At 71.1% G+C, this 20,518-nt stretch carries 18 protein-coding genes and 2 tRNA genes; 10 read left to right on the top strand and 10 right to left on the bottom strand.

What is annotated here, in order from left to right; translation table 11 throughout:
* The first annotated feature begins 81 nt into the window (after positions 1 to 81).
* From D5H75_RS43155 to D5H75_RS17365, 3 genes are all read left to right on the top strand, one after another.
* Positions 82 to 201, top strand: coding sequence for a DLW-39 family protein (locus tag D5H75_RS43155; RefSeq protein WP_242454300.1), 120 nt, complete (start codon positions 82 to 84; stop codon positions 199 to 201).
* A gap of 45 nt (positions 202 to 246) precedes the next feature.
* Complete coding sequence (locus D5H75_RS17370; RefSeq protein ID WP_242454299.1) at positions 247 to 960, top strand: HAD family hydrolase; 714 nt, start codon at positions 247 to 249, stop codon at positions 958 to 960.
* A 74-nt stretch (positions 961 to 1,034) separates the two neighbouring features.
* Positions 1,035 to 1,110 (top strand) — tRNA-Ala (locus D5H75_RS17365).
* Between the two features lie 494 nt (positions 1,111 to 1,604).
* On the opposite strand, the gene D5H75_RS17360 is transcribed toward D5H75_RS17365, so the two are convergent.
* Positions 1,605 to 2,477: an NAD(P)-dependent oxidoreductase gene (locus D5H75_RS17360; protein WP_119927492.1), complete on the bottom strand. Its 873-nt coding sequence runs from the start codon at positions 2,475 to 2,477 to the stop codon at positions 1,605 to 1,607.
* Between the two features lie 169 nt (positions 2,478 to 2,646).
* Here D5H75_RS17360 and D5H75_RS17355 point away from each other — a divergent pair, with 169 nt between their 5' ends.
* From D5H75_RS17355 to D5H75_RS17340, 4 genes are all read left to right on the top strand, one after another.
* Positions 2,647 to 3,585, top strand: a complete 939-nt coding sequence (locus D5H75_RS17355; protein WP_479688594.1) for a GlxA family transcriptional regulator — start codon at positions 2,647 to 2,649, stop codon at positions 3,583 to 3,585.
* 529 nt (positions 3,586 to 4,114) lie between these two features.
* The gene (locus tag D5H75_RS17350) at positions 4,115 to 6,163 is read left to right on the top strand and encodes a sensor histidine kinase (RefSeq protein ID WP_242454298.1); all 2,049 of its coding nucleotides are present in this window, start codon (positions 4,115 to 4,117) and stop codon (positions 6,161 to 6,163) included.
* 350 nt (positions 6,164 to 6,513) lie between these two features.
* A complete protein-coding gene (locus D5H75_RS17345) occupies positions 6,514 to 7,140 on the top strand; it encodes a type 1 glutamine amidotransferase family protein (RefSeq protein WP_119927491.1) in 627 nt (208 codons plus the stop codon).
* The gene (locus D5H75_RS17340; protein ID WP_119927490.1) at positions 7,130 to 7,591 is read left to right on the top strand and encodes a MarR family winged helix-turn-helix transcriptional regulator; all 462 of its coding nucleotides are present in this window, start codon (positions 7,130 to 7,132) and stop codon (positions 7,589 to 7,591) included. Before D5H75_RS17345 ends, D5H75_RS17340 begins: the two co-directional genes overlap by 11 nt.
* Positions 7,592 to 7,816: 225 nt before the next feature.
* Here D5H75_RS17340 and D5H75_RS43150 read toward each other — a convergent pair whose 3' ends face one another.
* From D5H75_RS43150 to D5H75_RS17325, 3 genes are all read right to left on the bottom strand, one after another.
* Positions 7,817 to 8,482, bottom strand: coding sequence for a hypothetical protein (locus D5H75_RS43150; RefSeq protein ID WP_242454297.1), 666 nt, complete (start codon positions 8,480 to 8,482; stop codon positions 7,817 to 7,819).
* A gap of 431 nt (positions 8,483 to 8,913) precedes the next feature.
* Positions 8,914 to 9,555 (bottom strand): DJ-1/PfpI family protein, encoded by a 642-nt coding sequence (locus tag D5H75_RS17330; RefSeq protein WP_119927489.1) that lies wholly within the window; start codon positions 9,553 to 9,555, stop codon positions 8,914 to 8,916.
* Positions 9,556 to 9,564: 9 nt separating this feature from the next.
* Positions 9,565 to 10,539: a GlxA family transcriptional regulator gene (locus D5H75_RS17325; protein WP_119927488.1), complete on the bottom strand. Its 975-nt coding sequence runs from the start codon at positions 10,537 to 10,539 to the stop codon at positions 9,565 to 9,567.
* Positions 10,540 to 10,676: 137 nt separating this feature from the next.
* Here D5H75_RS17325 and D5H75_RS17320 point away from each other — a divergent pair, with 137 nt between their 5' ends.
* Positions 10,677 to 11,462 (top strand): ArsR/SmtB family transcription factor, encoded by a 786-nt coding sequence (locus D5H75_RS17320; RefSeq protein ID WP_119927487.1) that lies wholly within the window; start codon positions 10,677 to 10,679, stop codon positions 11,460 to 11,462.
* Between the two features lie 242 nt (positions 11,463 to 11,704).
* On the opposite strand, the gene D5H75_RS17315 is transcribed toward D5H75_RS17320, so the two are convergent.
* Together D5H75_RS17315 and D5H75_RS41625 are read right to left on the bottom strand one after the other, a co-directional pair.
* Positions 11,705 to 12,592 (bottom strand): hypothetical protein, encoded by an 888-nt coding sequence (locus D5H75_RS17315; RefSeq protein WP_119927486.1) that lies wholly within the window; start codon positions 12,590 to 12,592, stop codon positions 11,705 to 11,707.
* A gap of 49 nt (positions 12,593 to 12,641) precedes the next feature.
* A complete protein-coding gene (locus D5H75_RS41625) occupies positions 12,642 to 12,800 on the bottom strand; it encodes a hypothetical protein (RefSeq protein WP_202638237.1) in 159 nt (52 codons plus the stop codon).
* Between the two features lie 86 nt (positions 12,801 to 12,886).
* Between D5H75_RS41625 and D5H75_RS41620 the strand changes: the two genes are divergently transcribed.
* Together D5H75_RS41620 and D5H75_RS17305 are read left to right on the top strand one after the other, a co-directional pair.
* Positions 12,887 to 13,297, top strand: coding sequence for an STAS domain-containing protein (locus D5H75_RS41620; protein ID WP_202638236.1), 411 nt, complete (start codon positions 12,887 to 12,889; stop codon positions 13,295 to 13,297).
* Positions 13,298 to 13,999: 702 nt separating this feature from the next.
* On the top strand, positions 14,000 to 14,413 hold the full coding sequence (locus D5H75_RS17305; protein WP_119927484.1) for a DUF4352 domain-containing protein: 414 nt from the start codon (positions 14,000 to 14,002) through the stop codon (positions 14,411 to 14,413).
* Positions 14,414 to 14,600: 187 nt separating this feature from the next.
* Here the strand turns inward: D5H75_RS17305 and D5H75_RS17300 are convergent.
* The 4 genes from D5H75_RS17300 to gyrB form a co-directional block, all read right to left on the bottom strand.
* A tRNA-Ile gene (locus D5H75_RS17300) sits at positions 14,601 to 14,677 on the bottom strand.
* 110 nt (positions 14,678 to 14,787) lie between these two features.
* The gene (locus D5H75_RS17295) at positions 14,788 to 15,456 is read right to left on the bottom strand and encodes a DUF3566 domain-containing protein (RefSeq protein WP_119927483.1); all 669 of its coding nucleotides are present in this window, start codon (positions 15,454 to 15,456) and stop codon (positions 14,788 to 14,790) included.
* Positions 15,457 to 15,618: 162 nt separating this feature from the next.
* Positions 15,619 to 18,105 carry a DNA gyrase subunit A gene (gene gyrA / locus D5H75_RS17290; protein WP_119927482.1) on the bottom strand — a complete coding sequence of 829 codons (2,487 nt, stop codon included), beginning with the start codon at positions 18,103 to 18,105 and terminating at the stop codon, positions 15,619 to 15,621.
* Positions 18,106 to 18,186: 81 nt separating this feature from the next.
* Positions 18,187 to 20,151, bottom strand: a complete 1,965-nt coding sequence (gene gyrB / locus D5H75_RS17285; protein ID WP_119927481.1) for a DNA topoisomerase (ATP-hydrolyzing) subunit B — start codon at positions 20,149 to 20,151, stop codon at positions 18,187 to 18,189.
* Between the last annotated feature and the right edge of the window lie 367 nt (positions 20,152 to 20,518).

Genomic DNA, 20,518 nt, shown 5'->3' with positions numbered 1-20,518 from the left:
AACCATCTGTAGGAGTGGGCGCTGTACTCACATCACAAGGTGAGGCCGGCACCGAGGAACGCGACGAAGTGGGGTCACACAGTGAAGAAGCTGCTCGTCCTGGCGCTGGTCGCCATTGGGGGGCTCCTGGTCTGGCGCAAGGTTCAGGCCGACCGTGCCGAGCTCGACCTCTGGACCGAGGCCACCGGCGGAGACAACTGATCGACTGCCGGCCAACGGCGAGCCGATGACGGCGGGGGTGTGCGCGTGGCCGACGTGACACCGATATCGCTGGCCTGCCTGGATCTGGCCGGCACCACCGTCGGCGACATCGCCATGGTGGAGCGCGCGTTCGCCGAGGCGATCGCGACGCAGGGCATCGTCCCCGGGACCAGTGCGTACGCGCGGGCCATGGTCCACGTGCACAGGTCCCGGGGTTGCCCCAAGATCGACGTCTTCCGGGGGCTCTTCCCCGGGAACGAGGCCCAGGCCCAGGCCGCCAACCTCGCGTTCGAGCGGTCCTTCGAGTCCGCGATCGAGCGCACCGGCCTGGTGCCCCTGCCGGGCACCGTCGAGGTCCTGGACAAGCTCTCCTCGGCGGGCGTCCGCGTCTGCCTCATCACCGGCTTCAGCCGCGCCACCCTGGGCCAGGTCATCGACACCCTGGGCTGGTGGGACCGGGTGGACCTCGCGCTCTCCCCGGAGGACGCCGGCCGCGGCCGGCCCTGGCCCGACCTCGTCCTCACCGCCGTGCTCCGCCTGGGCGTGGACGACGTGCGTCAGGTGGCCGTCGCGGGCGACACCGAGAGCGACATGAGCTGCGGCCGCCGGGCCGGCGCGTCGATCGTCGCCGGAGTCCTCACCGGCGTCCACAGCGAGACCCGCCTCCGCGCCGCCGGCGCCACCCACATCCTCGACTCGATCGCCGACCTCCCCACCCTCATCCTCGAACGCCACCTGGCCCCCGCCCCGACCGCGTGACCTCCCTCCGGAAAACCCCCCGGTCCCCGCACCGCCCAGCCTCTCCCGCCCGGTAGGCTTTCCTTGACGACCAAGGGGCTTTAGCTCAGCTGGAAGAGCACCTGCTTTGCAAGCAGGGGGTCAGGGGTTCGAGTCCCCTAAGCTCCACCAGGCAAAACGCCCCGATCCTGATCATGGACCGGGGCGTTCGTTCGTGGTGTGAGGGGCGGGGACGGGCTGGGATCGGCTCGGCGGGGCCGTCAGCGGCGGCGGAGCACCAGGACGGCCGCCACGGCGACGAGCGGGGACAGGATCAACAGGATCACGGCCATCTCGATCCAGCCCATGCCGAACACGCGGGCTCCCTTCGCCAGAGCACTCCGGCCCACAGGATCCGCCGCCCCCGAGATACCGTCAACCGCCCTCTCTCGTCCGGCTCGCTCGCGGGGGAGTGGTCTCGTACGGCTGGCGCCGCGTTCGGCCTTGATCCCGGGCTGGAACCCGCCTCCCCGCCGCCAAGCCCCGCCCCTCCACCGGCGTGAGGGCGCTTCCTCTCCCCGGAGTGGCGGGAGGCCGCTCGCCCTGCCGGCGGCGTGAGGGCGGGGGACGGCGAGGCGCCCGCGGTCCCCCTTGTGCGGGGCGCGGGCGCCGGGAGGTTCTCGCGGTCAGGGGCGGCGGAACTGGGTGATCATGGCGGCGTAGCTGTCGAGGCCGTGGCCCTCGGCGCGGGCCCGGTCGGTGAAGGACTTGACGAGCTTGGGGACCTCGGCGTTGACGCCCGCGGCCTCGCTCTCCTCGATGAGGTGGTCGACGGTCGCGGCGTGGGTGTCGATGGAGGCGTCGAGGGCGGTGTACGAGCCCTCGTCGATCTGGGCGGCGTAGGCCGAGACGAAGCCCGTGATCGCGCCGATCCACTTGTTGGCGAACTCCGAGAAGCCCTTCGCGTCCACCCCGGCCGTGCCCACCAGGGCCGCGCCGTGGAGGAAGCTGTTCAGCGTGCCCCACATGATCCCCAGGAGGGCCACGTCGTACAGCGAGGCCAGGCCGTGGTCCGCGCCGAGGTGGATGGTGCCGGAGGCGCCGAGGTCGCGGAGGACGGCCTCGTGCGCGTCGTAGACCTCCTTCGCGCCGCCGTACAGCAGGAAGGCGTCGTCCGTGCCCACCACCTGGGGAATCGCCATGATCGCGCCATCGAGGTAGGTGATGTCGCGCTTGGCGGCCCACTCGGCGAACTCGCGGGCCTGGGCGGCGGTGCCCGAGGTGAGGTTCACCACGGTGCGGCCGGCCAGGGTGTCCGCCAGCGGCTCGAGCACGCCGGTCACCGCCGTGTAGTCGGTCAGGACGACCACGACCAGCCCGCTCGCGCCGACCGCCTCGGCGGCCGTCTCGCCACGCTGGGCCCCCTGGGCCACCAGGGCGTCCGCCTTGGCCGCGGTCCGGTTCCACACGGTGACCTCCCGGCCGCCCTTGAGGAACGCCCCGGCGATCGCCTGGCCCATCAGGCCGAGGCCGAGCACGGTCACATCGGTTTCACGCATCGTTTTCTCCTGAGGTTTCGTCAGCGCTGCGATCATCTGACTCAAAGGTTTCCACCGGCCCGACAGCCCCCGACAGTGGCAGGACTGACCACATTCGCAAATTTCCCGCCATAGGGTGTACGGCATGAGCGCTGGAACGGTCGCGGTCGCCGTGGTGGACGACTCCGACATGCACCTGTGGGACGTGTACGAACTGGCCATCGCGTGCGCGGTGTTCGGCAAGCCGCAGCCGGAGCTGGCCGACCCCTGGTACGACCTGCGGCTGTGCGCTCCCCGGGGGAGGGCGGCGCCCGGGCTGCCGGGGTTCTCGCTGAGCACGCCGTACGGGCTGGAGGATCTGGTCACCGCCGACACGGTGATCGTCCCATCGGTGCCGGATGCGGTCGTCGAGGATGGCGCGCCGGTCGATCCGGAGCTGGTCGAGGCGCTGCGCGCGGCAGCCCGGGCGGGGGCGCGCATGGTGTCGCTGTGCACGGGCGCGTTCGCGCTGGCCGAGGCCGGGATCCTGGACGGGCGGCGGGCCACGGCGCACTGGAAGCACACCGGGGACCTCGCCCGGCGCTACCCCGGGGTCGAGGTGGACGACTCGGTCCTCTACGTGGACGACGGCGACGTGCTCACCAGCGCCGGGATGACGGCCGGCCTGGACCTGTGCCTGCACCTGGTGCGACGCGACCTCGGCGCGCACGTCGCCAACCGGCTCGCCCGCCTCATGGTCGTCCCCGCGCACCGCGCCGGCGGGCAGTCCCAGTTCATCGACCTGTCCGTGCCGATCCGCGACGATGACAGCCTCAGCCCGGTCCTGGAGTGGGCCCTGGAGAACCTCGACCGGCCCCTGACCGTCGAGGGCCTCGCCCGCCGCGCCGGGATGAGCGAGCGCACCTTCTTCCGCCAGGTCCAGGCCGTCACCGGCACCACCCCGCACAAGTGGCTCCTCAACCAGCGCCTCGCCCGCGCCCAGTCCCTCCTGGAGGAGACCACGCTGTCCATCGACCAGGTGAGCGAGCGCAGCGGCCTCGGCACCGCCGCCAACCTGCGCCGCCACTTCGCCCTCCATGTCGGCGTCACCCCCACCGAGTACCGCCGCACCTACATGAGAGCCGCCTGACCACCTCAACGCACCTGGCGCCCGCCGCCCTCACCACCGGCTGCTCAGGACCGCGAGATCTGCCGGGGTGTGTACGGCTCGCGCTTGCCGCCCTGTCAGTACGGCTCGCGCCGGAAGCCCCGCCCATGTTTCACGTGAAACATGGGCGGGGCTTCCGCGGGTTCGGGTGGGCGTATCGGTGCGCGGGGAGCTTGGCGGGTGGTGGAGGCGGAGGGGCGGGGCAGGCGGGCGACACGTGCCCGGCCCGCTTCTCGCCGAGGTGTCACTGCCCGCCAGGGCCCGACCGGCACGCCACCCCTCTCGTCGGCCCCGGCGCCAGCCGTACGAAGGACGGGGCCGGGACGCTGGACGGGCGTGAGCGGGACCAGAACGGCACCCATCTCGTCCGTCCCGGCGCCGGCCGTACAAGATCCGCTGGAGGGGCGTGGGCGGGGGTGGCGTGGCGCGAATCGGGTGAAACGGCCATCCTCGGGGTGCGGGATGCTGGGGTCGGCCCGGCGGGGCGGAACCCGTGGGTCCGGGAGGTGCTGTGCGGCGTACGTCCGAGGTGGAGATGCGGGCGCGGACCGGGCGGGTGGCGGCCGTCGGCGTCGCGGTCGTCGCGGCGGTGCTGTCACCCGTTCTGGAGGTGGCGTCGTGGCTGGTCTACGCGGGGCTGCCCGCCGAGTGGCTGCCCCGGGTCACCGTGACCCCGCAGTCCGCCGCCGCGCTGACGTTCCCGGCCGTGGGCGCGTTCCTGATCGCGCAGCGGCCCCGGCTCAACATGGCGTGGCTGATGTGCGTGGGCGGGCTCGCGGCGGGCGTCAGCGACCTCGCGCAGTCGCTGATGTTCCGCGCCGCCGCGAACGGTGACCTGACCCTGGCCGGGCACCTCCGCTTTCCGGGAACGCTCGGCTGGGCGCTGTGCGGGTTCACCCTCACGTCGCTGCTGCCGCTCTTCTCGCCCGACGGGCGCCTGCCCTCGCCGCGCTGGCGGCCCGTCGTCCTGCTCGGGGCCGCCGCCCTGGCCACGGAGATGCTGCGCACGATCTTCCGGCCGGACCCGCCCCTCCGGGGGTACCCGTTCCCGGCCGTGATCCCCAACCCGCTCCAGATCCGGGCGCTCGCGCCGTACAACGACCTGATCTCCTCGGTGGCGTGGGCGGGCATCTACACGGCGATGGCGCTGGCCGCGCTCTCCCTGCTGGTACGGCTCAGGCGGGCGGACCCGGTGGGGAAGCGGCAGATCGGCTGGCCGCTGCTGGCGTTCGCGGGGTACGTGGTGTTCCTGGTCGCGGGCGCGTTCGTGCCCGGCCTGATGTGGCTGGCGATCGGGTGGGCGGCGCTCATCCCGGTCGCGGTGGCGTTCTCGGTGATGCGGTACCGGCTCTACGGGATCGACACCGTGATCAGCCGGACGTTCGTGGCCGCCGGGGTGCTGGTCGTGGTCGGCGCGGTCTACTTCGGCGTCGGCGCGCTGTCGAGCCTGCTGGTCTCCGGGTACCACCAGATCGCCGGGCTGGCCGCGGCGCTGTTCGCGGGGGCGTTCTTCCAGCCGCTGCGGCGCGCGCTCCAGCGGGTCGTGGACCGGATGCTGTACGGCAAGGTCGGCGATCCGCGCGTCCTGGCCGCGCGGCTGACCCAGGCGCTGCGGCGCGGCGACCCGGCCGAGGCGCTGACGTCCGTGGTGAGCGTGCTGCGGGACGGGCTGGCGGTCGAGGGCGTGGCCGTCGAGGTGGCCGACGGCGAGCCCCGCTACGTCGAGAGCGGGCCGGTGGGGCCCGACGCGCGCGAGGTGCGGCTCGTGTGGCACGGGGAGGTCGTCGGGCGCCTGCTCGTCGGGCGGCCCGGGCCGCGCCGCTTCCCGGCGGCCCACGACGAGCGGGTCCTGGCCACGCTCACGCCGTACGCCGCCGACGTGGCGCACGCCGTGCGGATGGCCGCCGACCTGCAGCGCTCCCGCGAGCGCATCCTCACGGCGCGGGAGGAGGAGCGCCGCAGACTGCGGCGCGACCTGCACGACGGGCTCGGGCAGACGCTCGCCGCGATGGCCATGACGATCAACATCGCGCGCAAGCGCCTCAAGGACTCGCCCGAGTCGGCCGAGGCCCTGCTGCGGGAGCTGCGCGCCGGCATGGACGCCGTCACCGGCGACGTGCGCGAACTGGTGTACGGCCTGCGCCCGCCCGTCCTCGACGACCTCGGGCTGACCGGGGCGGTGACGGACCTGGCCAGGCAGACCCTCCCGGAGGCGGACACCGAGGTGACGGCCGAGGGCGACCTGAGCGTGCTGCCCGCGGCCGTGGAGGTCGTGGTGTACCGGATCGTCCAGGAGGCGCTGACCAACGTACGGCGGCACGCCCAGGCGAACCGCGTCCGGGTGGAGCTGCGCCGGGAGCGGACGGCCCTGCGGCTGCTGGTGACCGACGACGGACGCGGCCTGCCGGCGGACCACCGCCCCGGAGTCGGCCTCGGCTCCATGCGGGAGCGGGCCGCGGAGCTCGGCGGCATCGCGATCGTCGCCCCCGTCCCCGGCGGCGGCACCCGGGTCGAGGTCATGCTCCCCCTCCCCACCTCCGCCCAGCCCGCCACGACGTGACCGCCCCGCCCCTCGTCCCACCGCCCGCACCCGCCACCACGCCCGCCCACACGCACCCCACGACCTGCCGCCGCCCTCGACAGCCCGCCCTCGCCATCCACAGCCCGCCCTCGCCATCCACAGCCGACCCGGCCATCCACAGCCAGCCTGGTCTTCCGCAGCCAGCCTGGTCTTCCGCAGCCGACCCGGCCTTCCACAGCCGACCCGATCCACGTGGCCGGGGACCCCGGCGTGCTCGGGCCGGTCAGCCCGCGATGATGATCCACAAATGACAAGAAGTTGTCATATTGACAAGAGGTTGCCGATATGACAGCATATTTACATAAGCGGAACGAGGGCAGGAGAGTGACATGGAGCGCAAGACCGTTCACGTGGGTGTGTACGACGGGTTCGCCGACTGGGAGATCGGGCACGCGACCGCCCACATCCGGAACGGCGAGTGGCAGCACGGTCCGCGCTACGACGTGGTGACCGTGGGGATGTCGGCGGAGCCGGTGACCACGATGGGCGGGATGCGGATCCTGCCCGACGTGACGCTGGACTCGCTGTCGCCCGCGGACAGCGCGATGCTGATCCTGGCCGGCTCGGACATCTGGGACGCCGGGGCGCTGGAGCCGTTCGCGAAGAAGGCGCGCGCCTTCCTGGAGGCGGGCGTGCCGGTGGCGGCGATCTGCGGCGCGACGGCCGGGCTGGCGCGCGAAGGGCTGCTGGACGACCGCGAGCACACGAGCGCCGTGGTGGACTACCTGCTCGCCTTCGGGTACGGCGGGGCCGAGCACTACCGCGACGAGCCGGCGGTGACCGGCGGCGACCTGATCACGGCCGGGCCGACGGCGCCGGTGGAGTTCGCCCGCGAGATCTTCGCCAAGCTCGGGATCTACACGCCGGAGGTGCTCGACGCGTGGTACCGCCTGTTCAGCGCGGGCGACCCCTCGGCCTACCCGGTGCTCATGGCGGCGGCGGGCGATGGCGAGTGAGCGGCCGGAGGTCCCCGAGCTGCTCGCGGGGACCGCGCTGACCGCGTTCCGGCTGAACGGTCAGTTCCTGGAGGCGGCGGAACGGCTCGCGCGGCCCGCAGGGCTCACGGCGGCCTGGTGGCAGGTGCTCGGGGCGGTGCTGCGCGAGCCGCTCCCGGTCGCGCAGATCGCGCGGGTGATGGGGATGACGCGGCAGGGCGTGCAGCGCATCGCCGACCTCCTCGTCGAGAAGGGCCTGGCCGAATACCGCCCCAACCCGGCCCATCGCCGCGCCAAGCTGCTCCAGCCCACCGATGCGGGCCTGGAGGCCGTACGACGCATCGGCCCGGACCAGCGGACGCTCGCGGTGAAGCTGGCCGAGCGGTTGGGGGAGGACGAGCTGTACGCGATCCTCAAATCCATGGAACGGCTCTCGGAGGCCCTCCGGTCTCTTGAGGACGAGACACTCTGACCCGCCCGGGCCTCTCGACGTCGAGACACCGACGGGCGGAGGAGATCCCTCGGCATCGAGACACCGGCGGCGGAGAGCCCCTCGGCATCGAGACATCGAGACATCGAGCCATCGGGACTCGGGCCAGGGGACATCGGACATCGGGACGAGGTCGTGGACAACGCGAAGACCCCCGCCGGAGTGGCGGGGGTCTTCGTCGTGCGGGTCACCGGAGGGACGCCGGGGTCACCCGGAGGCGGCGGCCCAGGCGCCGGTGGAGAAGGGCTTGGGCTCACCCTTGGTGCCCTTGCCCGGGCCCCACTTGGTGATCGTGTAGCTCACGTTGATGTGGCCGGTGCCGGCGCCGTCCACCATGAGCGTGTCCGGGTTGAACTCGCCGCCGGCCAGGTCGGCGAACGTCTTGGCGTCGATGTCCAGCATCACGCCGCGGTCCGACGGCTCACCCGGGCCGCGGTCGCCGATGAAGAACTCGGCCTTCTTGCCCTTGTACGTCACGTAACCCTCGGTCCCGAGCGGCCACGACGGGCTGGAGAACAGCCCCTTCTGCATCGGCTTGCCGATCGCCGGCATACCGGTGTCACCGGCCCGGCCGGAGGCGTCGTCCCAGAAGTACGACGCCTTCGTGGACCCGGTCAGCAGCGCCTGCGAGGCAGCGGGCTTCTCGGCCGCGCGCTTGGCGGCCACGGGCTTGACGGGCCCGACCTGCCCGGCCACCGGCTTCGGCGGCACGACGGGCTTCACGGGGGCCGGCGGGGCCGGGACGGTGGCGTTCCGGGCGACCGGCGGGGTGTCGGCCGTCACGTCGATGGCCAGCGCCGCGGACGAGGTGGCGACGGCGATGCCGGCGGCCAGCGTCAGTCCGAGGGTGGTGGAAAGAGTTCGGGCGCGCATGATCAGAAAAGAACCTTCGCATGAGAAGACAGGGACGTGGCCCGGCCCTCCACACGCGTCGAACGCGTCCGTGCATACCGACCACTCGGTCGGTTTCAGTCACGTGGAGGGACTCCCCGCGCGAACAAGGGCGCGGGCGGCCTGATCGGTGCTCTCAGCTAGCGGGACAAGCCCCGATCGCCGGGCGAAAGCCCAGCTCACATGCCCAAAATCCAGGCAATGTGACTATGTGCAACGCCCCACGGACCCCATATGTTCCATCCAAACCCGCACCCAGGGTGACCCCGCTCACACCACGCGAAACCCCTCATCACGCCTGACCACCCTCACCCGGGCGGCCCAACCCCGGCCGCAAACGCCCCAGCGCCACCCAGCCCGCCCAACCCACCCGAACCGCCCAACCCCACCCGAGGCGGGCGCGCCGCCGTACGTCAGGACGCCCTGGCGCGCTGGGCGGCCAGCTCCCGGAACCGGGCGCGGATCTCGGAGGTGGCGGTCAGCGGGGAGCCGGAGTCGAAGGGCGGCTGCGGGTCGTACTCGATCCCGAGCTGGACGGCGCGGGCGGTCAGCTCGTCGGTGAGCCGGGCGACCAGGGCCAGGGCCATGTCGATGCCGGCGGAGACCCCCGCGGCCGTGACGACCTTGCCCTGGAACACCACCCGGTCGGTCGTGTAGGACGCGCCCAGGGACTCCAGCAGCTCGGCGGAGGCCCAGTGGGTGGTGGCCTTGAGCCCCGTGAGCAGGCCCGCCGCCCCGAGCAGGAGCGAGCCGGTGCAGACGGAGGCGGTCCACTCGCTGGTGGCGTCCATCCGGCGGATCCAGTCCAGCAGCGGGTTCTCCTCCAGGAGGACCCGCGTCCCCGGGCCGCCGGGGACGAGCAGCAGGTCACACGACTCGACCTCGTCGAACGTCGCCCCGGCGGTCATCGCGAGCCACCCGCGGACGTCCCGCACCGGACCCCGTTCGGCGGCCACGAACACCACCTCGACGTCCGGCAGGAAACTCAGCACCTCGTACGCCCCCACGGCGTCCAGCGACGTGAAGCGATCGAACAGCGGAACGGCGACTAGCATGGCGACTCCTCAGGAGATTGCGGACATCCGGGACGTGAAGTGGCGGCGGTACTGGCCGGGGGAGACGCCGACCGTGCGGCGGAAGACGCGGTACATCGTCTCGGAGGTGCCGAACCCGCAGGTCCGGGCGATCCGATCCACCGTGGTCCCCGTGGTCTCCAGCAGGCGGCGGGCCGCTTCGAGCCGTACGTCCTCGACGTACGCCGCGGGAGTGCGCCCGGTCTGGGCCGCGAAGACGCGCGCGAAGTGGCGCTCGCTCATCCCGGCGCGCTCCGCGAGGGCCGGCACGCTGAGATCGGCGTCCAGGTTCTCGGCGATCCAGGCGACCAGCTCACGCAGCGGCTCCCGGCTGGGCGCCTGCGCGGCGAGTTGCGCGCTGAACTGCGCCTGGCCGCCCGGGCGCTGGACGAACATCACCAGGCGCCGCGCGATCGCCCTCGCCGTCTCGGCCCCCAGGTCCTCCTCGACGAGGGCCAGCGCCAGGTCCATCCCGGCGGTGATCCCGGCCGAGGTCCAGACGTTCCCGTCGCGGACGAAGATCGGGTCGGGATCGACGGTGACCCGGGGGTACTCCCTCGCCAGCCGCTCGCACCCCGCCCAGTGCGTCACCGCCCGGCGCCCGTCCAGCAGCCCGGCCGCGGCCAGCAGGAACGCCCCGCCGCACACCGAGGCGACGCGCCGCGAACGCCCGGCGGCCGAGGCGATCCACCCGATCAGCTCGCCGTCCAGCACCGCCTCGTCCCGGCCCGTCCCGCCGACGACCACGAGCGTGTCGATGTCCCCCGCGCACTCGGCCGTCGTCATGCTCGCGACGACGCCGAGCCCGCTCCCGGCCCGTACGGCGCCGCCCGCCGCCGCGGCGGTCTCCATCCGGTAGGAGCCGGGCGTCAGCCGTACGGCCTGCGAGAACACCTCGTGCGGCCCGGTGAGGTCCAGGACCTGGAACCCGGGGTAGATGACGAACACGACCAGCCGCTCACTCACCCCTCGATCCTCGCGTCAGGGCTGGAGTGGCAGCAAGGACACGAAGGTGACGTTTTCCGCCACGTTGACGCGCAACCGAACGGCTGCATATCCTCTGTCATGCAACCAGTCGGTTGCATTCATCTCTGGCGGAGGCGATGGACGAGGTGTTCAAGGCGCTGGCCGACCCCAGCCGCCGCAGACTGCTCGACAGGCTGAACGCCCGCAACGGGCAGACCCTGCGCGAGCTGTGCGCGGGGCTGGACATGACCCGGCAGGCGGTCAGCAAGCACCTGGCGGTCCTGGAGGCCGCGGGCCTGGTCACGACGCTGTGGCGGGGCAGGGAGAAGCTGCACTACCTCGACGCCGCCCCCGTCAACGCGATCGCCGACCGCTGGATCAGCCGGTACGACCGGCGGCGCGCCGGCGTCCTCGCCGACCTGAAGACGGCATTGGAGCAGGAGACCATGGCCGACACCGCGTTCGTCTACACGACCTACATCAAGACCACCCCGGAGCGGCTGTGGGAGGCGCTGACCGGCCCGGCCTTCACGCGCCGCTACTGGGGCGCCGAACTGGAGTCGGACTGGGCGCCGGGCTCCCCGATGACCTGGACGGAGAACGGCAACCGCATCGCCGACCCCGAGCAGGTCGTCCTGGAGTCCGACCCCTTCCGCCGCCTTTCGTACACCTGGCACACGTTCACCCCGGAGTGGGCGAAGGCCGGCGGCATCCCCGAGGACCTCCGCGCCCGCCTGGCCGCCGAACCGCGCAGCAAGGTCACGTTCGACCTCGAACAGCTCGGCGAGGTCGTCAAGCTCACCGTCGTCCACGACGGCTTCGCCGACGGCGGCACCCTCCGGGAGATGGTGTCCACCGCCTGGCCCCACCTCATCTCCGCCCTCAAGACCCTCCTGGAGACAGGCACCCCCCTCCCGCAGTAACCCATCCGCCCGTACGGCCACCGCGGCCGCGTGCCGTGGCTAGCGGCAGCCGTACGGCGAGCGCGGCGCGCCCCAAGGCGTACGGCCGGGCGCCAGTGGCGCAGCCGCCGTACGGCCCGGAGCGGCGTCCGGGCCGCACGGTCGGCGCAGCGCCCCCGTGGCCGTACGGTCGGCGCGGCGGCCTCGTGGCCGTACGGTCGGCGCGGCGGCCTCGTGGCCGTACGACGGGGAAAGCGGCGCGCTCAGCGGGCGGAGGGGGCGAGGCGGGTGTGAAGGGCGAGGCCGGCCCCCTCCCCGGGCCGGAACCCCAGCTCGCGGAGCGCGGAGAAGTCCAGCGCGGTGACCACGCGCAGAGCCCCCTCCTCGATCACGACACAGAGGGCGAAGTGCACCAGAGCGGCGCGAACCTCCGACGGAACCCCCGGCTGGATATGGGCGAGGTCGAGCCGGGCGACAGTACGCCCCTCGTCCTCCCAGGACATGACCACATGCCCGGCGACGGGCTCCCCGTCCGCGTTGTCGACGTAGGCCTGTAGCCAGCAGGCGAGCGTCCCCTCGGCGAGCCGCCGCCGGGGAACTGCCACGTCCATCCCCGCCGCGGCCGGCCACGTCCCGGTCTCGGAGGGCGCCAGGGGAATCCTCTCCAGCGACTCCGCCGACAGAACGACGTAGTGCCTGACCTCCCCGTCCCCGTCCACGTCCTCGGTGTCATGCGGTGGCGAAGGGCAGCGCGCGAGCCGGTCAAGGGGAACCGCATCGATGTAGTACCCAGCGGGGGTGACACGCGGAACGCCACGGTAGTTCAGCAGGACATGGCCGTCCCGGACGCTCCGGGTGCTGCGGCAGACCAGCCCGGTCTTCAGTTCCTCCCGCATCCGCGACCAGACGTCCCCCACCCACTCGCGGGCCGAGTTCACCCGCATCCCGGTCCACGGGCTCCGGGGCTCCGTCGGGAACGCCTCCTCGATGGCGTAGGTGTTCGGATCCCGCCGCCACCGGAAGGTCACCACCAGCCGATCTCCCTCGGCGGCCACGTCCACACCGGTGTACCCGTCCGTCACCGCCCCCTCGCCCAGCAGGAACTCCCGGGCCAGGTCAAGGATCTCCGCCCGAGACCAGTCGATCGCCATCCTCCAACGGTCCCACGCCCCGCCACCGACCGGATCTTGTCCATGGGCGCTACGCGGGTGGGGGAGTGGCCGCGAGGATGGTTCCCAGCACGCCCGGGAAGCGGGTCTCCAGGTCTTCGCGGCGCAGCGTCATGTAGCGGACCTCGCCCTCCGCGCGCGTCGAGGGTGAGTCCCGCTCCGGCCGGAGTGTGTCGCGAGGAAACGGCATGCCACGTCCACTTTCGTGGTGGTACGGCATGCGTTGAGCACCGGGGGGTACAACCGGCATTCCATTGCGTCACTGAGGAGACACACGTGGTCAGCCCCCACGAGACGTACTCAGGCCAGGCGCTGCTGCAGGTCATGATGTTCAAACCGGCCCCGTGGTACCTGCTCGTCTTCCTCGTCGGAGACATGGACATCATCTCGGCCCCGCGAGCAGGCGAAAGAGTCGCCGCGATGGCGAAGGATCTCGGCGTCCGGATCGTCGTCCTGGACTTCACCGCGGTGAGCTTCTTCGACTCCACCGGCCTGGCAACGGTCATCCTGCTGTCCAAACGGCTGCGGGAGAGGGGAGGCCACCTCCTTCTGGCGGGCCTCCCCGGCCACTGCCAGGAGATGTTCACCCGCACCGGGCTACGCCGGCGCCTGCGCATCTTCGACACCCGCCAGGAGGCCGGCGCGTACGCCGCCCGTCTGGCCGAGGAGCAACCCGCCAGGTCATGAAGCACCGGCCAGACCAGATCAGGCGATTGCACCGTGCAATTGCTCGATCACTGATATGAATACACCGAGGCGAGAGCACTGCCTGGAGGGGGCCTCGCGATCGCCTCGCGGTGAGGGCCGCCTGCCGCCGACCACACGCGCAGGCGCCCCTCACCTCTACTCCAAGGCCGCCGGCCGACTCCAGGCCCACACCGGCTCACTGAAGCCGTAGTGATCGAGGTCGCCGGTCTCCAGCAGGCGGCGGAAGCCCGGGTCGCGGGGGACATAGGTGGCGCGTCATCTCCAGGTGTACGGCACCGCGAGCCGTACCCGCGATCAACTCAGCGGTGGGATCGTCTTCGAGTTCACGCAGCGCCTCCAAGGATGAGCTTCCTCACGGGCCGGGATACGAAGCCGGGTCTGGCCCCCTTGGCACAGGAGACGACAGGGCCGACAAGTGAGAGGTCACTTACCTAGAGATAACTCCGGTAACCCCACATCTCGCTCCGCGCGTCACGTATCCATCGCCTCACTGAGCGCACGGAGATCGAATATGCGTCCTTACCCACAGAAGCTCACCCTCGCCTCCGGAGCCCTGCTCGTCGCCCTGGTCACCGCCTGCGGCACGCCTTCCATCGACAACCGCCCCCAGACGCCCAGCCGTCCGTCGAACCCACCCAGAGCGAAGACCTGGCCGCCGAGAGCCCGGCCTCGCAGAAGCGCGTGGCGAGCGCCGGCGACACCCTCACCCTCAAGGGCGATCCCGAAGGGCTGACGATGGACGTGACCGTGAACAAGGTCCTCCAGAACGCCAGGGGCGAGGACGAGTACACCACGCCGGAGAGAGGAAAGAGATTCGTCGCGATCCAGGTGACGCTCAAGAATTCCGGGCAAATCGTCTACCAGGACAGCCCCGAGAACGGCGCCGTTCTCGTGGACGCCGAGGGCGAGCAGTACATGCCGAGTTACCAGCGGGTCAGCGGCGGCCAGCCGCTCTCGACGGCGAAGATCGGCCCCGGCGATCGGCGGCGAGGGTATCTGGTGTTCGAGGTCCCCAAGAAGGCGAAGATCGCGACGTTCCAGTTCACGCTGAACTCCGGATTCGCCGGCGAGACGGGCGAATGGACGGTCACCTAGGCACGTCCCCCGTGGGGACACGCTGGGGGCGGCCCGCCGTTCCCGCCGGACCGCGCGAGGAACTGATGGCGCGGCTCAGGAGCGGCCGTACTGGGGGGCGCGCCGGAGTCGATCTCCCGGGTTCCTCCCAGGGGATGACGAGAAAGGCCCGTCCCCTCGCGGGGCGGGCCTTCTGCCTGGTCTTTCTTGGTGGGGCTACCTGGACTTGAACCAGGGACCTCTTCCTTATCAGGGAAGCGCTCTAACCGTCTGAGCTATAGCCCCGTGTTGCGGGTGCCGAGGAAGGCTATCGCATGTCGGGGCCGGTTGCGAATCCGGCGTTCCGACTGGAATAAGGGTACCTTCCCCGGCGACCTAATGTGACATCGACGGGATCACTCGGCTTCGCTGAACGTCAGCTCGACGCCGCCCACGAGGTCGGCCACCACGTTGTAGATGACCGAGCCGACCGTGGACAGGGCGGTGATGAGGACGACGTTCAGGGCGCCCAGCAGGGCGGTGTAGCCGAGGATGCGGACGGCGGAGAACCACTCGTGGGCGTTGATGTCGCCGACCTTCTTGCCCTCCGGGTTGCTGAGGAGGGTGTTGACGGTCTCGGCGATGGAGTCGAACACGCCCAGCGCGGACAGCACGCCGTACAGCACCGCGACGGCCACGAAGAGGATGACGAAGCACACCAGCGAGACGACGAAGCTGAACTTCATCATCGACCAGGGCTCGACCCGGCGGAGCACCAGGTGGGCCTTGCGCGGCGCGCGGCTGCCGGCGGCGCCCTCCTTGCCCGACTCGGCCGCGGCGGCGGCCGTGGTCGCCGCGGCGGCGGGCTTGGCCGGGCGGGTCGGGGTCTGCGCGGCGGCCGGGGCCACGGCGCCGGTCCGCGCCGCGCCGGCCGTACCCGACGCAGCCCCCGCGGCCGGGGCCGCGGCCGCGGTGCGGGGCGCGCTGGGCGGGGCGCCCACGGACTCGGGCTTGGCGTCCTTGCCCGGCTGGGGGGCTCCCTTGGCCGCCTGACCCTTGGCCGGGCCCTTCGCGGGGTTGTTCATCGTCCCACGCTCGGAGGCGGGCCCGGCCTTGTCAACACCACGGTCGGCCCCGGGGCTGACGCGGCCGCCGGGGTTCGCCCCGTTTGTTGAAGGCGCACCCGGTTTGCCGGTCTTCTGCTTTTTCCCGGTTTCGGCACCAGGGCCGACGTTGGCGTTCACCGCTTACTCTCCTCCCCCGTTTTCGGGGTCCTCCAGTGACTCGGCGTTGCGGGCGATCGCCACCACGCTGTCACCTTCCGCCAGATTCATCAGGCGTACCCCCATCGTTTGCCTGCCAGACCTCTTGATCTCGCTGGCGTTGGTCCTGATGACACCGCCCGCCGACGTGATCGCGAAGATCTCGTCGCCGGGGTGGACGACATGGGCCCCGACCAGCTTGCCACGAGTTGCGACAATCTTGGCGGTCAGGACCCCCCTTCCGCCCCGGTTTTGCACCGGATACTGATCAACAGGGGTTCGCTTCGCATAACCGCCTTCGGTGGCGATCAGGACATCCTCGTCCTCGCGCACGACGTCCATGGAAAGCAGCTCGTCGCCGTTGACGAAGCGCATCCCGATGACGCCGGAGGTCGCGCGGCCCATGGGGCGCATGGACTCGTCGCTGGCCGTGAAGCGGATCGCCATGGCGTTCCGCGACACCAGCAGCAGGTCGTCGGACTCCGAGACCAGCCGCGCCGAGATGACCTCGTCGTCGTCACGCAGGTTGATCGCGATCAGGCCGCCGGACCTGGGGGAGTCGTACTCCGACAGGCGGGTCTTCTTCACGAGCCCGGAGCGCGTCGCGAGCACGAGGTACGGAGCCACCTCGTAGTCGCGCAGGTCCAGGACTTCCATGATCTGTTCGTCGCTCTGGAGGGCCAGAAGGTTCGCGACGTGCTGGCCTCGGGCGTCACGGGCGGCCTCGGGCAGTTCGTACCCCTTCAGCCGGTAGACCCGCCCCTTGTTCGTGAAGAACAGGATCCAGTGGTGGGTCGTGGTGACGAAGAAGTGGTCGACGATGTCGTCCTGCCGGAGCTGCGCGCCCCGGATGCCCTTGCCGCCGCGCCGCTGCGCCCGGTAGAGGTCGGTCTTGGTCCGCTTGGCGTACCCGCCGCGCGTGATCGTGACGACCACGTCCTCCTCGGGGATCAGGTCCTCGGCGGACATGTCGCCCTCGTAGGCCACGATCTGGGTGCGCCGCTCGTCGCCGTACTTGGCCACGACCTCGGCGAGCTCCTCGCCGACGATCTGCCGCTGGCGGACGTCGGAGGCCAGGATGTCGTTGTAGTCGGCGATCTGCGCCATCAGCGAGTCGTACTCGTCGGTGATCGCCTGACGCTCCAGGGCGGCCAGCTTGCGCAGCTGCATGTCCAAGATGGCCTGGGCCTGGATGTCGTCGATGTCCAGCAGGGTCTTCAGGCCCTGCTGCGCCGACGCGGCCGACTCGGAGCCGCGGATGAGGGCGATGACGTCGTCGAGCCGGTCGAGCGCCTTGAGCAGCGCGCGCAGGATGTGCGCCCGCTCCTCGGCCTTGCGCAGCAGGAACCGGGTGCGCCGGACGATGACCTCGACCTGGTGCGCGATGTAGTGGCGCACGAACTGGTCGAGCCGCAGCGTCCGCGGCACGCCGTCCACCAGCGCCAGCATGTTGGCGCCGAAGGTGTCCTGGAGCTGGGTGTGCTTGTACAGGTTGTTCAGCACGACCTTGGCGACCGCGTCGCGCTTGAGCACGATGACCAGGCGCTGGCCGCTGCGCGACGAGGTCTCGTCACGCACGTCGGCGATGCCGGTGATGCGGCCGTCGCGGACCAGCTCGGCGATCTTCTGCGCGAGGTTGTCCGGGTTGACCTGGTACGGCAGCTCGGTGACGACGAGCTGGTGCCGGCCCCGGGCGTCCTCCTCGACGTTGACGACGGCCCGCATGGTGATCGAGCCGCGCCCCGTGCGGTAGGCCTCCTCGATGCCGCGGCGGCCGACGATCTGTCCGTACGTCGGGAAGTCGGGGCCCTTGATGCGCTGCATCAGCGCCTCGAGGAGCTCCTCGTCCGTGGCCTCGGGGTGGTCGAGGGCCCACTGCACGCCCTCGCCGACCTCGCGCAGGTTGTGCGGCGGGATGTTGGTCGCCATGCCGACCGCGATGCCGCCGGCGCCGTTGACCAGGAGGTTCGGGATGCGCGAAGGCAGGACCTTCGGCTCCTGCGACTTGCCGTCGTAGTTCGGCGCGAAGTCGACGGTCTCCTTGTCGATGTCGCGCAGCATCTCCATCGCGATGGGCGCGAGCTTGCACTCGGTGTACCGCATCGCGGCGGGCGGGTCGTTGCCCGGGGAGCCGAAGTTGCCCTGGCCGTCCACCAGGGGGTACCGCATCGACCAGCTCTGCGCCAGCCGTACGAGGGCGTCGTAGATCGAGCTGTCGCCATGGGGATGGTAGGTCCCCATGACGTCGCCGACGACGCGCGCGCACTTGAAGTAGCCGCGGTCGGGCCGGTAGCCGCCGTCGTACATCGCGTAGAGAACGCGGCGGTGCACCGGCTTGAGACCGTCGCGCACGTCCGGCAGCGCCCGGCTCACGATGACCGACATCGCGTAGTCGATGTAGCTGCGCTGCATCTCGAACTGGATGTCGATCGGCTCGGTGCGGTCTGCCGGCGGCGTGTTCACGTCCGTCACGGGTTGCAGATCCTTTTCTTTCGTTCGGTACGGCTGACGCGGGCGCTAGCGGGGCGGTGTTGCCGTCGCCCCGTCAGCCGGTCAGACGTCGAGGAAGCGCACATCCCGCGCGTTGCGGATGATGAAGGAGCGCCGTGCCTCGACGTCCTCGCCCATGAGCACGCTGAACAGCTCGTCGGCCTGGGCCGCGTCGTCCAGCGTGACCTGGAGCAGGAGTCGCGTCTCCGGGTTCATCGTGGTCTCCCAGAGCTGACTGGCGTTCATCTCGCCGAGACCCTTGAACCGCTGGATGCCGTCGTGCTGGCGCGGGTCGCGCTTGCCCTGGGCGATGCCCTGCTTGATGATCTCGTCGCGCTCGCGGTCGGAGTAGGCGTAGTCGGCGACGTCGCCCTTCCGGTCCCACTTGATCTTGTAGAGCGGCGGCTGGGCCAGGTAGACGTGACCGGCCTCGATCAGCGGCCGCATGAAGCGGAACAGCAGCGTGAGCAGCAGCGTGCGGATGTGCTGGCCGTCGACGTCGGCGTCGGCCATCAGGATGATCTTGTGATACCGCAGCTTGGAGATGTCGAACTCGTCGTGGACGCCCGTGCCGAGCGCGGTGATGAGCGCCTGGACCTCGTTGTTCTTGAGGACCTTGTCGATCCGGGCCTTCTCGACGTTCAGGATCTTCCCGCGCAGCGGCAGGATCGCCTGGAACCGCGAGTCGCGGCCGCCCTTGGCCGAGCCGCCCGCCGAGTCGCCCTCGACAATGTAGAGCTCGCACTTCTCCGGGTCGGTCCACTGGCAGTCGGCCAGCTTGCCGGGCAGGCTGCCGCTGGTCTCCAGCAGGCTCTTGCGCCGCGTCAGGTCACGGGCCTGGCGGGCCGCGATGCGGGCGCGCGCGGCCTGGCTGGCCTTCTGCACGACCTCCTTGGCCTCGCCCGGGTTGCGCTCGAACCAGTCGCGCAGGTGGTCGTTGCACGCCTTCTGCACGAACGAGCGGGCCTCGGTGTTGCCCAGCTTGGTCTTGGTCTGACCCTCGAACTGCGGCTCGGCGAGCTTCACCGAGATGATCGCCGTGAGGCCCTCGCGGATGTCCTCGCCGGTCAGCTTGTCGTCCTTGCCCTCGCGCAGGAGCTTCTGCTCGAACGCGTAGCGGTTGACGATGCTGGTCAGCGCCGAGCGGAAGCCCTCCTCGTGGGTGCCGCCCTCCGCGGTGTTGATCGTGTTGGCGAAGGTGTAGACCGACTCGGAGTAGGACTGGTTCCACTGCATCGCGATCTCGACCGAGATGCCCTCGCCCTCGGCCCCGAACTCGATGACCGACTGGTGCGCGGCCTCCTTCTTGGCGTTCAGGTGCCGCACGAAGTCCGCGATGCCGTCGGCGTAGTGGTAGGTGGCCTCCTTGACGGTGGCCTCCGCGCCCTCGTCCTCCGTGGTGACCATGTCGGCCCGCTCGTCACGGATCGAGATCGTCAGGCCCCGGTTGAGGAACGCCATCTCCTGGAACCGCCGCGACAGCGTCTCGAAGCTCCAGACGGTGGTCTCGAAGATCTCCTCGTCCGGCCAGAACGTGACCGTGGTGCCGGTCTCGGCCGTCTCCTCGTCCTTGCTCAGCGGCGCGACCGGCTTGGAGTTGGCGTACTGCTGGCGCCAGACGTGGCCCTCGCGGCAGATCTCGACCTCGAGGCGCGTGGACAGGGCGTTCACGACGGAGACGCCGACGCCGTGCAGGCCGCCGGACACCGCGTAGGACTTGCCGTCGAACTTGCCGCCGGCGTGGAGCACGGTCAGGACGACCTCGACCGCGGGGCGCTTCTCGACCGGGTGCATGCCGACCGGGATGCCGCGCCCGTTGTCGTAGACGCGGACGCCGCCGTCGGCCAGCAGCGTCACCTCGATGGTGTCGGCGTAGCCCGCCAGCGCCTCGTCGACCGCGTTGTCGACGACCTCGTACACGAGGTGGTGGAGGCCGCGCTCGCCCGTCGAGCCGATGTACATGCCCGGGCGCTTGCGGACGGCCTCAAGACCCTCCAGGACAGTGATTGAGCCTGCGTCGTAGGACAAGTGCTGATCCTCCTGCCGCGGACACGTGCCCGGGCGGCGTGCTCTCGGCCTCGCCTGCCCCGACCCTGCCCGTCACCGTCGTACTGCCTGTTTCTGACCGTCGGCCCGGGCCTGTCGCTCACGCTCCGGCCCGCGCCGGTCACCCCGTGCGGCCAGCCGTGGAGTGCGGCGTGACGCGCCCACGGACGTGTCCGGAATCCGATTTCATTCTACCTGCCCAGAGGGCCGGAGGGGGCAATGACAGGGCCTGTGGTGGCCTGTAATCGCCCGACCCCCCGCGCAAGCATCCCCCCACGGGGAACGGGGTCGCTTCGCTCAAGAAAGCGATGAGACCCTCGCCCTTACCAGATGAGGCTCCGGGGGAAGA

The organism is Bailinhaonella thermotolerans (assembly GCF_003594875.1).
Lineage (GTDB): Bacteria > Actinomycetota > Actinomycetes > Streptosporangiales > Streptosporangiaceae > Bailinhaonella > Bailinhaonella thermotolerans.
The sequence above is the reverse complement of the archived record's forward strand: the minus strand, read 5'-3'. Positions and strand labels throughout refer to the sequence as shown.

What these genes read in the sequence shown, in the direction of transcription:
- D5H75_RS17330 (WP_119927489.1), bottom strand. Translation starts at nt 9,555, where the DNA reads ATGCTAGTCGCCGTTCCGCTGTTCGATCGCTTCACGTCGCTGGACGCC.
- D5H75_RS17315 (WP_119927486.1), bottom strand. Translation starts at nt 12,592, where the DNA reads ATGGCGATCGACTGGTCTCGGGCGGAGATCCTTGACCTGGCCCGGGAG.
- D5H75_RS17345 (WP_119927491.1), top strand. Translation starts at nt 6,514, where the DNA reads ATGGAGCGCAAGACCGTTCACGTGGGTGTGTACGACGGGTTCGCCGAC.
- D5H75_RS17355 (WP_479688594.1), top strand. Translation starts at nt 2,647, where the DNA reads ATGCACCTGTGGGACGTGTACGAACTGGCCATCGCGTGCGCGGTGTTC.
- D5H75_RS17295 (WP_119927483.1), bottom strand. Translation starts at nt 15,456, where the DNA reads ATGAACAACCCCGCGAAGGGCCCGGCCAAGGGTCAGGCGGCCAAGGGA.
- D5H75_RS17360 (WP_119927492.1), bottom strand. Translation starts at nt 2,477, where the DNA reads ATGCGTGAAACCGATGTGACCGTGCTCGGCCTCGGCCTGATGGGCCAG.
- D5H75_RS43150 (WP_242454297.1), bottom strand. Translation starts at nt 8,482, where the DNA reads ATGCGCGCCCGAACTCTTTCCACCACCCTCGGACTGACGCTGGCCGCC.
- D5H75_RS41625 (WP_202638237.1), bottom strand. Translation starts at nt 12,800, where the DNA reads ATGCCGTTTCCTCGCGACACACTCCGGCCGGAGCGGGACTCACCCTCG.
- D5H75_RS17320 (WP_119927487.1), top strand. Translation starts at nt 10,677, where the DNA reads ATGGACGAGGTGTTCAAGGCGCTGGCCGACCCCAGCCGCCGCAGACTG.
- D5H75_RS17340 (WP_119927490.1), top strand. Translation starts at nt 7,130, where the DNA reads ATGGCGAGTGAGCGGCCGGAGGTCCCCGAGCTGCTCGCGGGGACCGCG.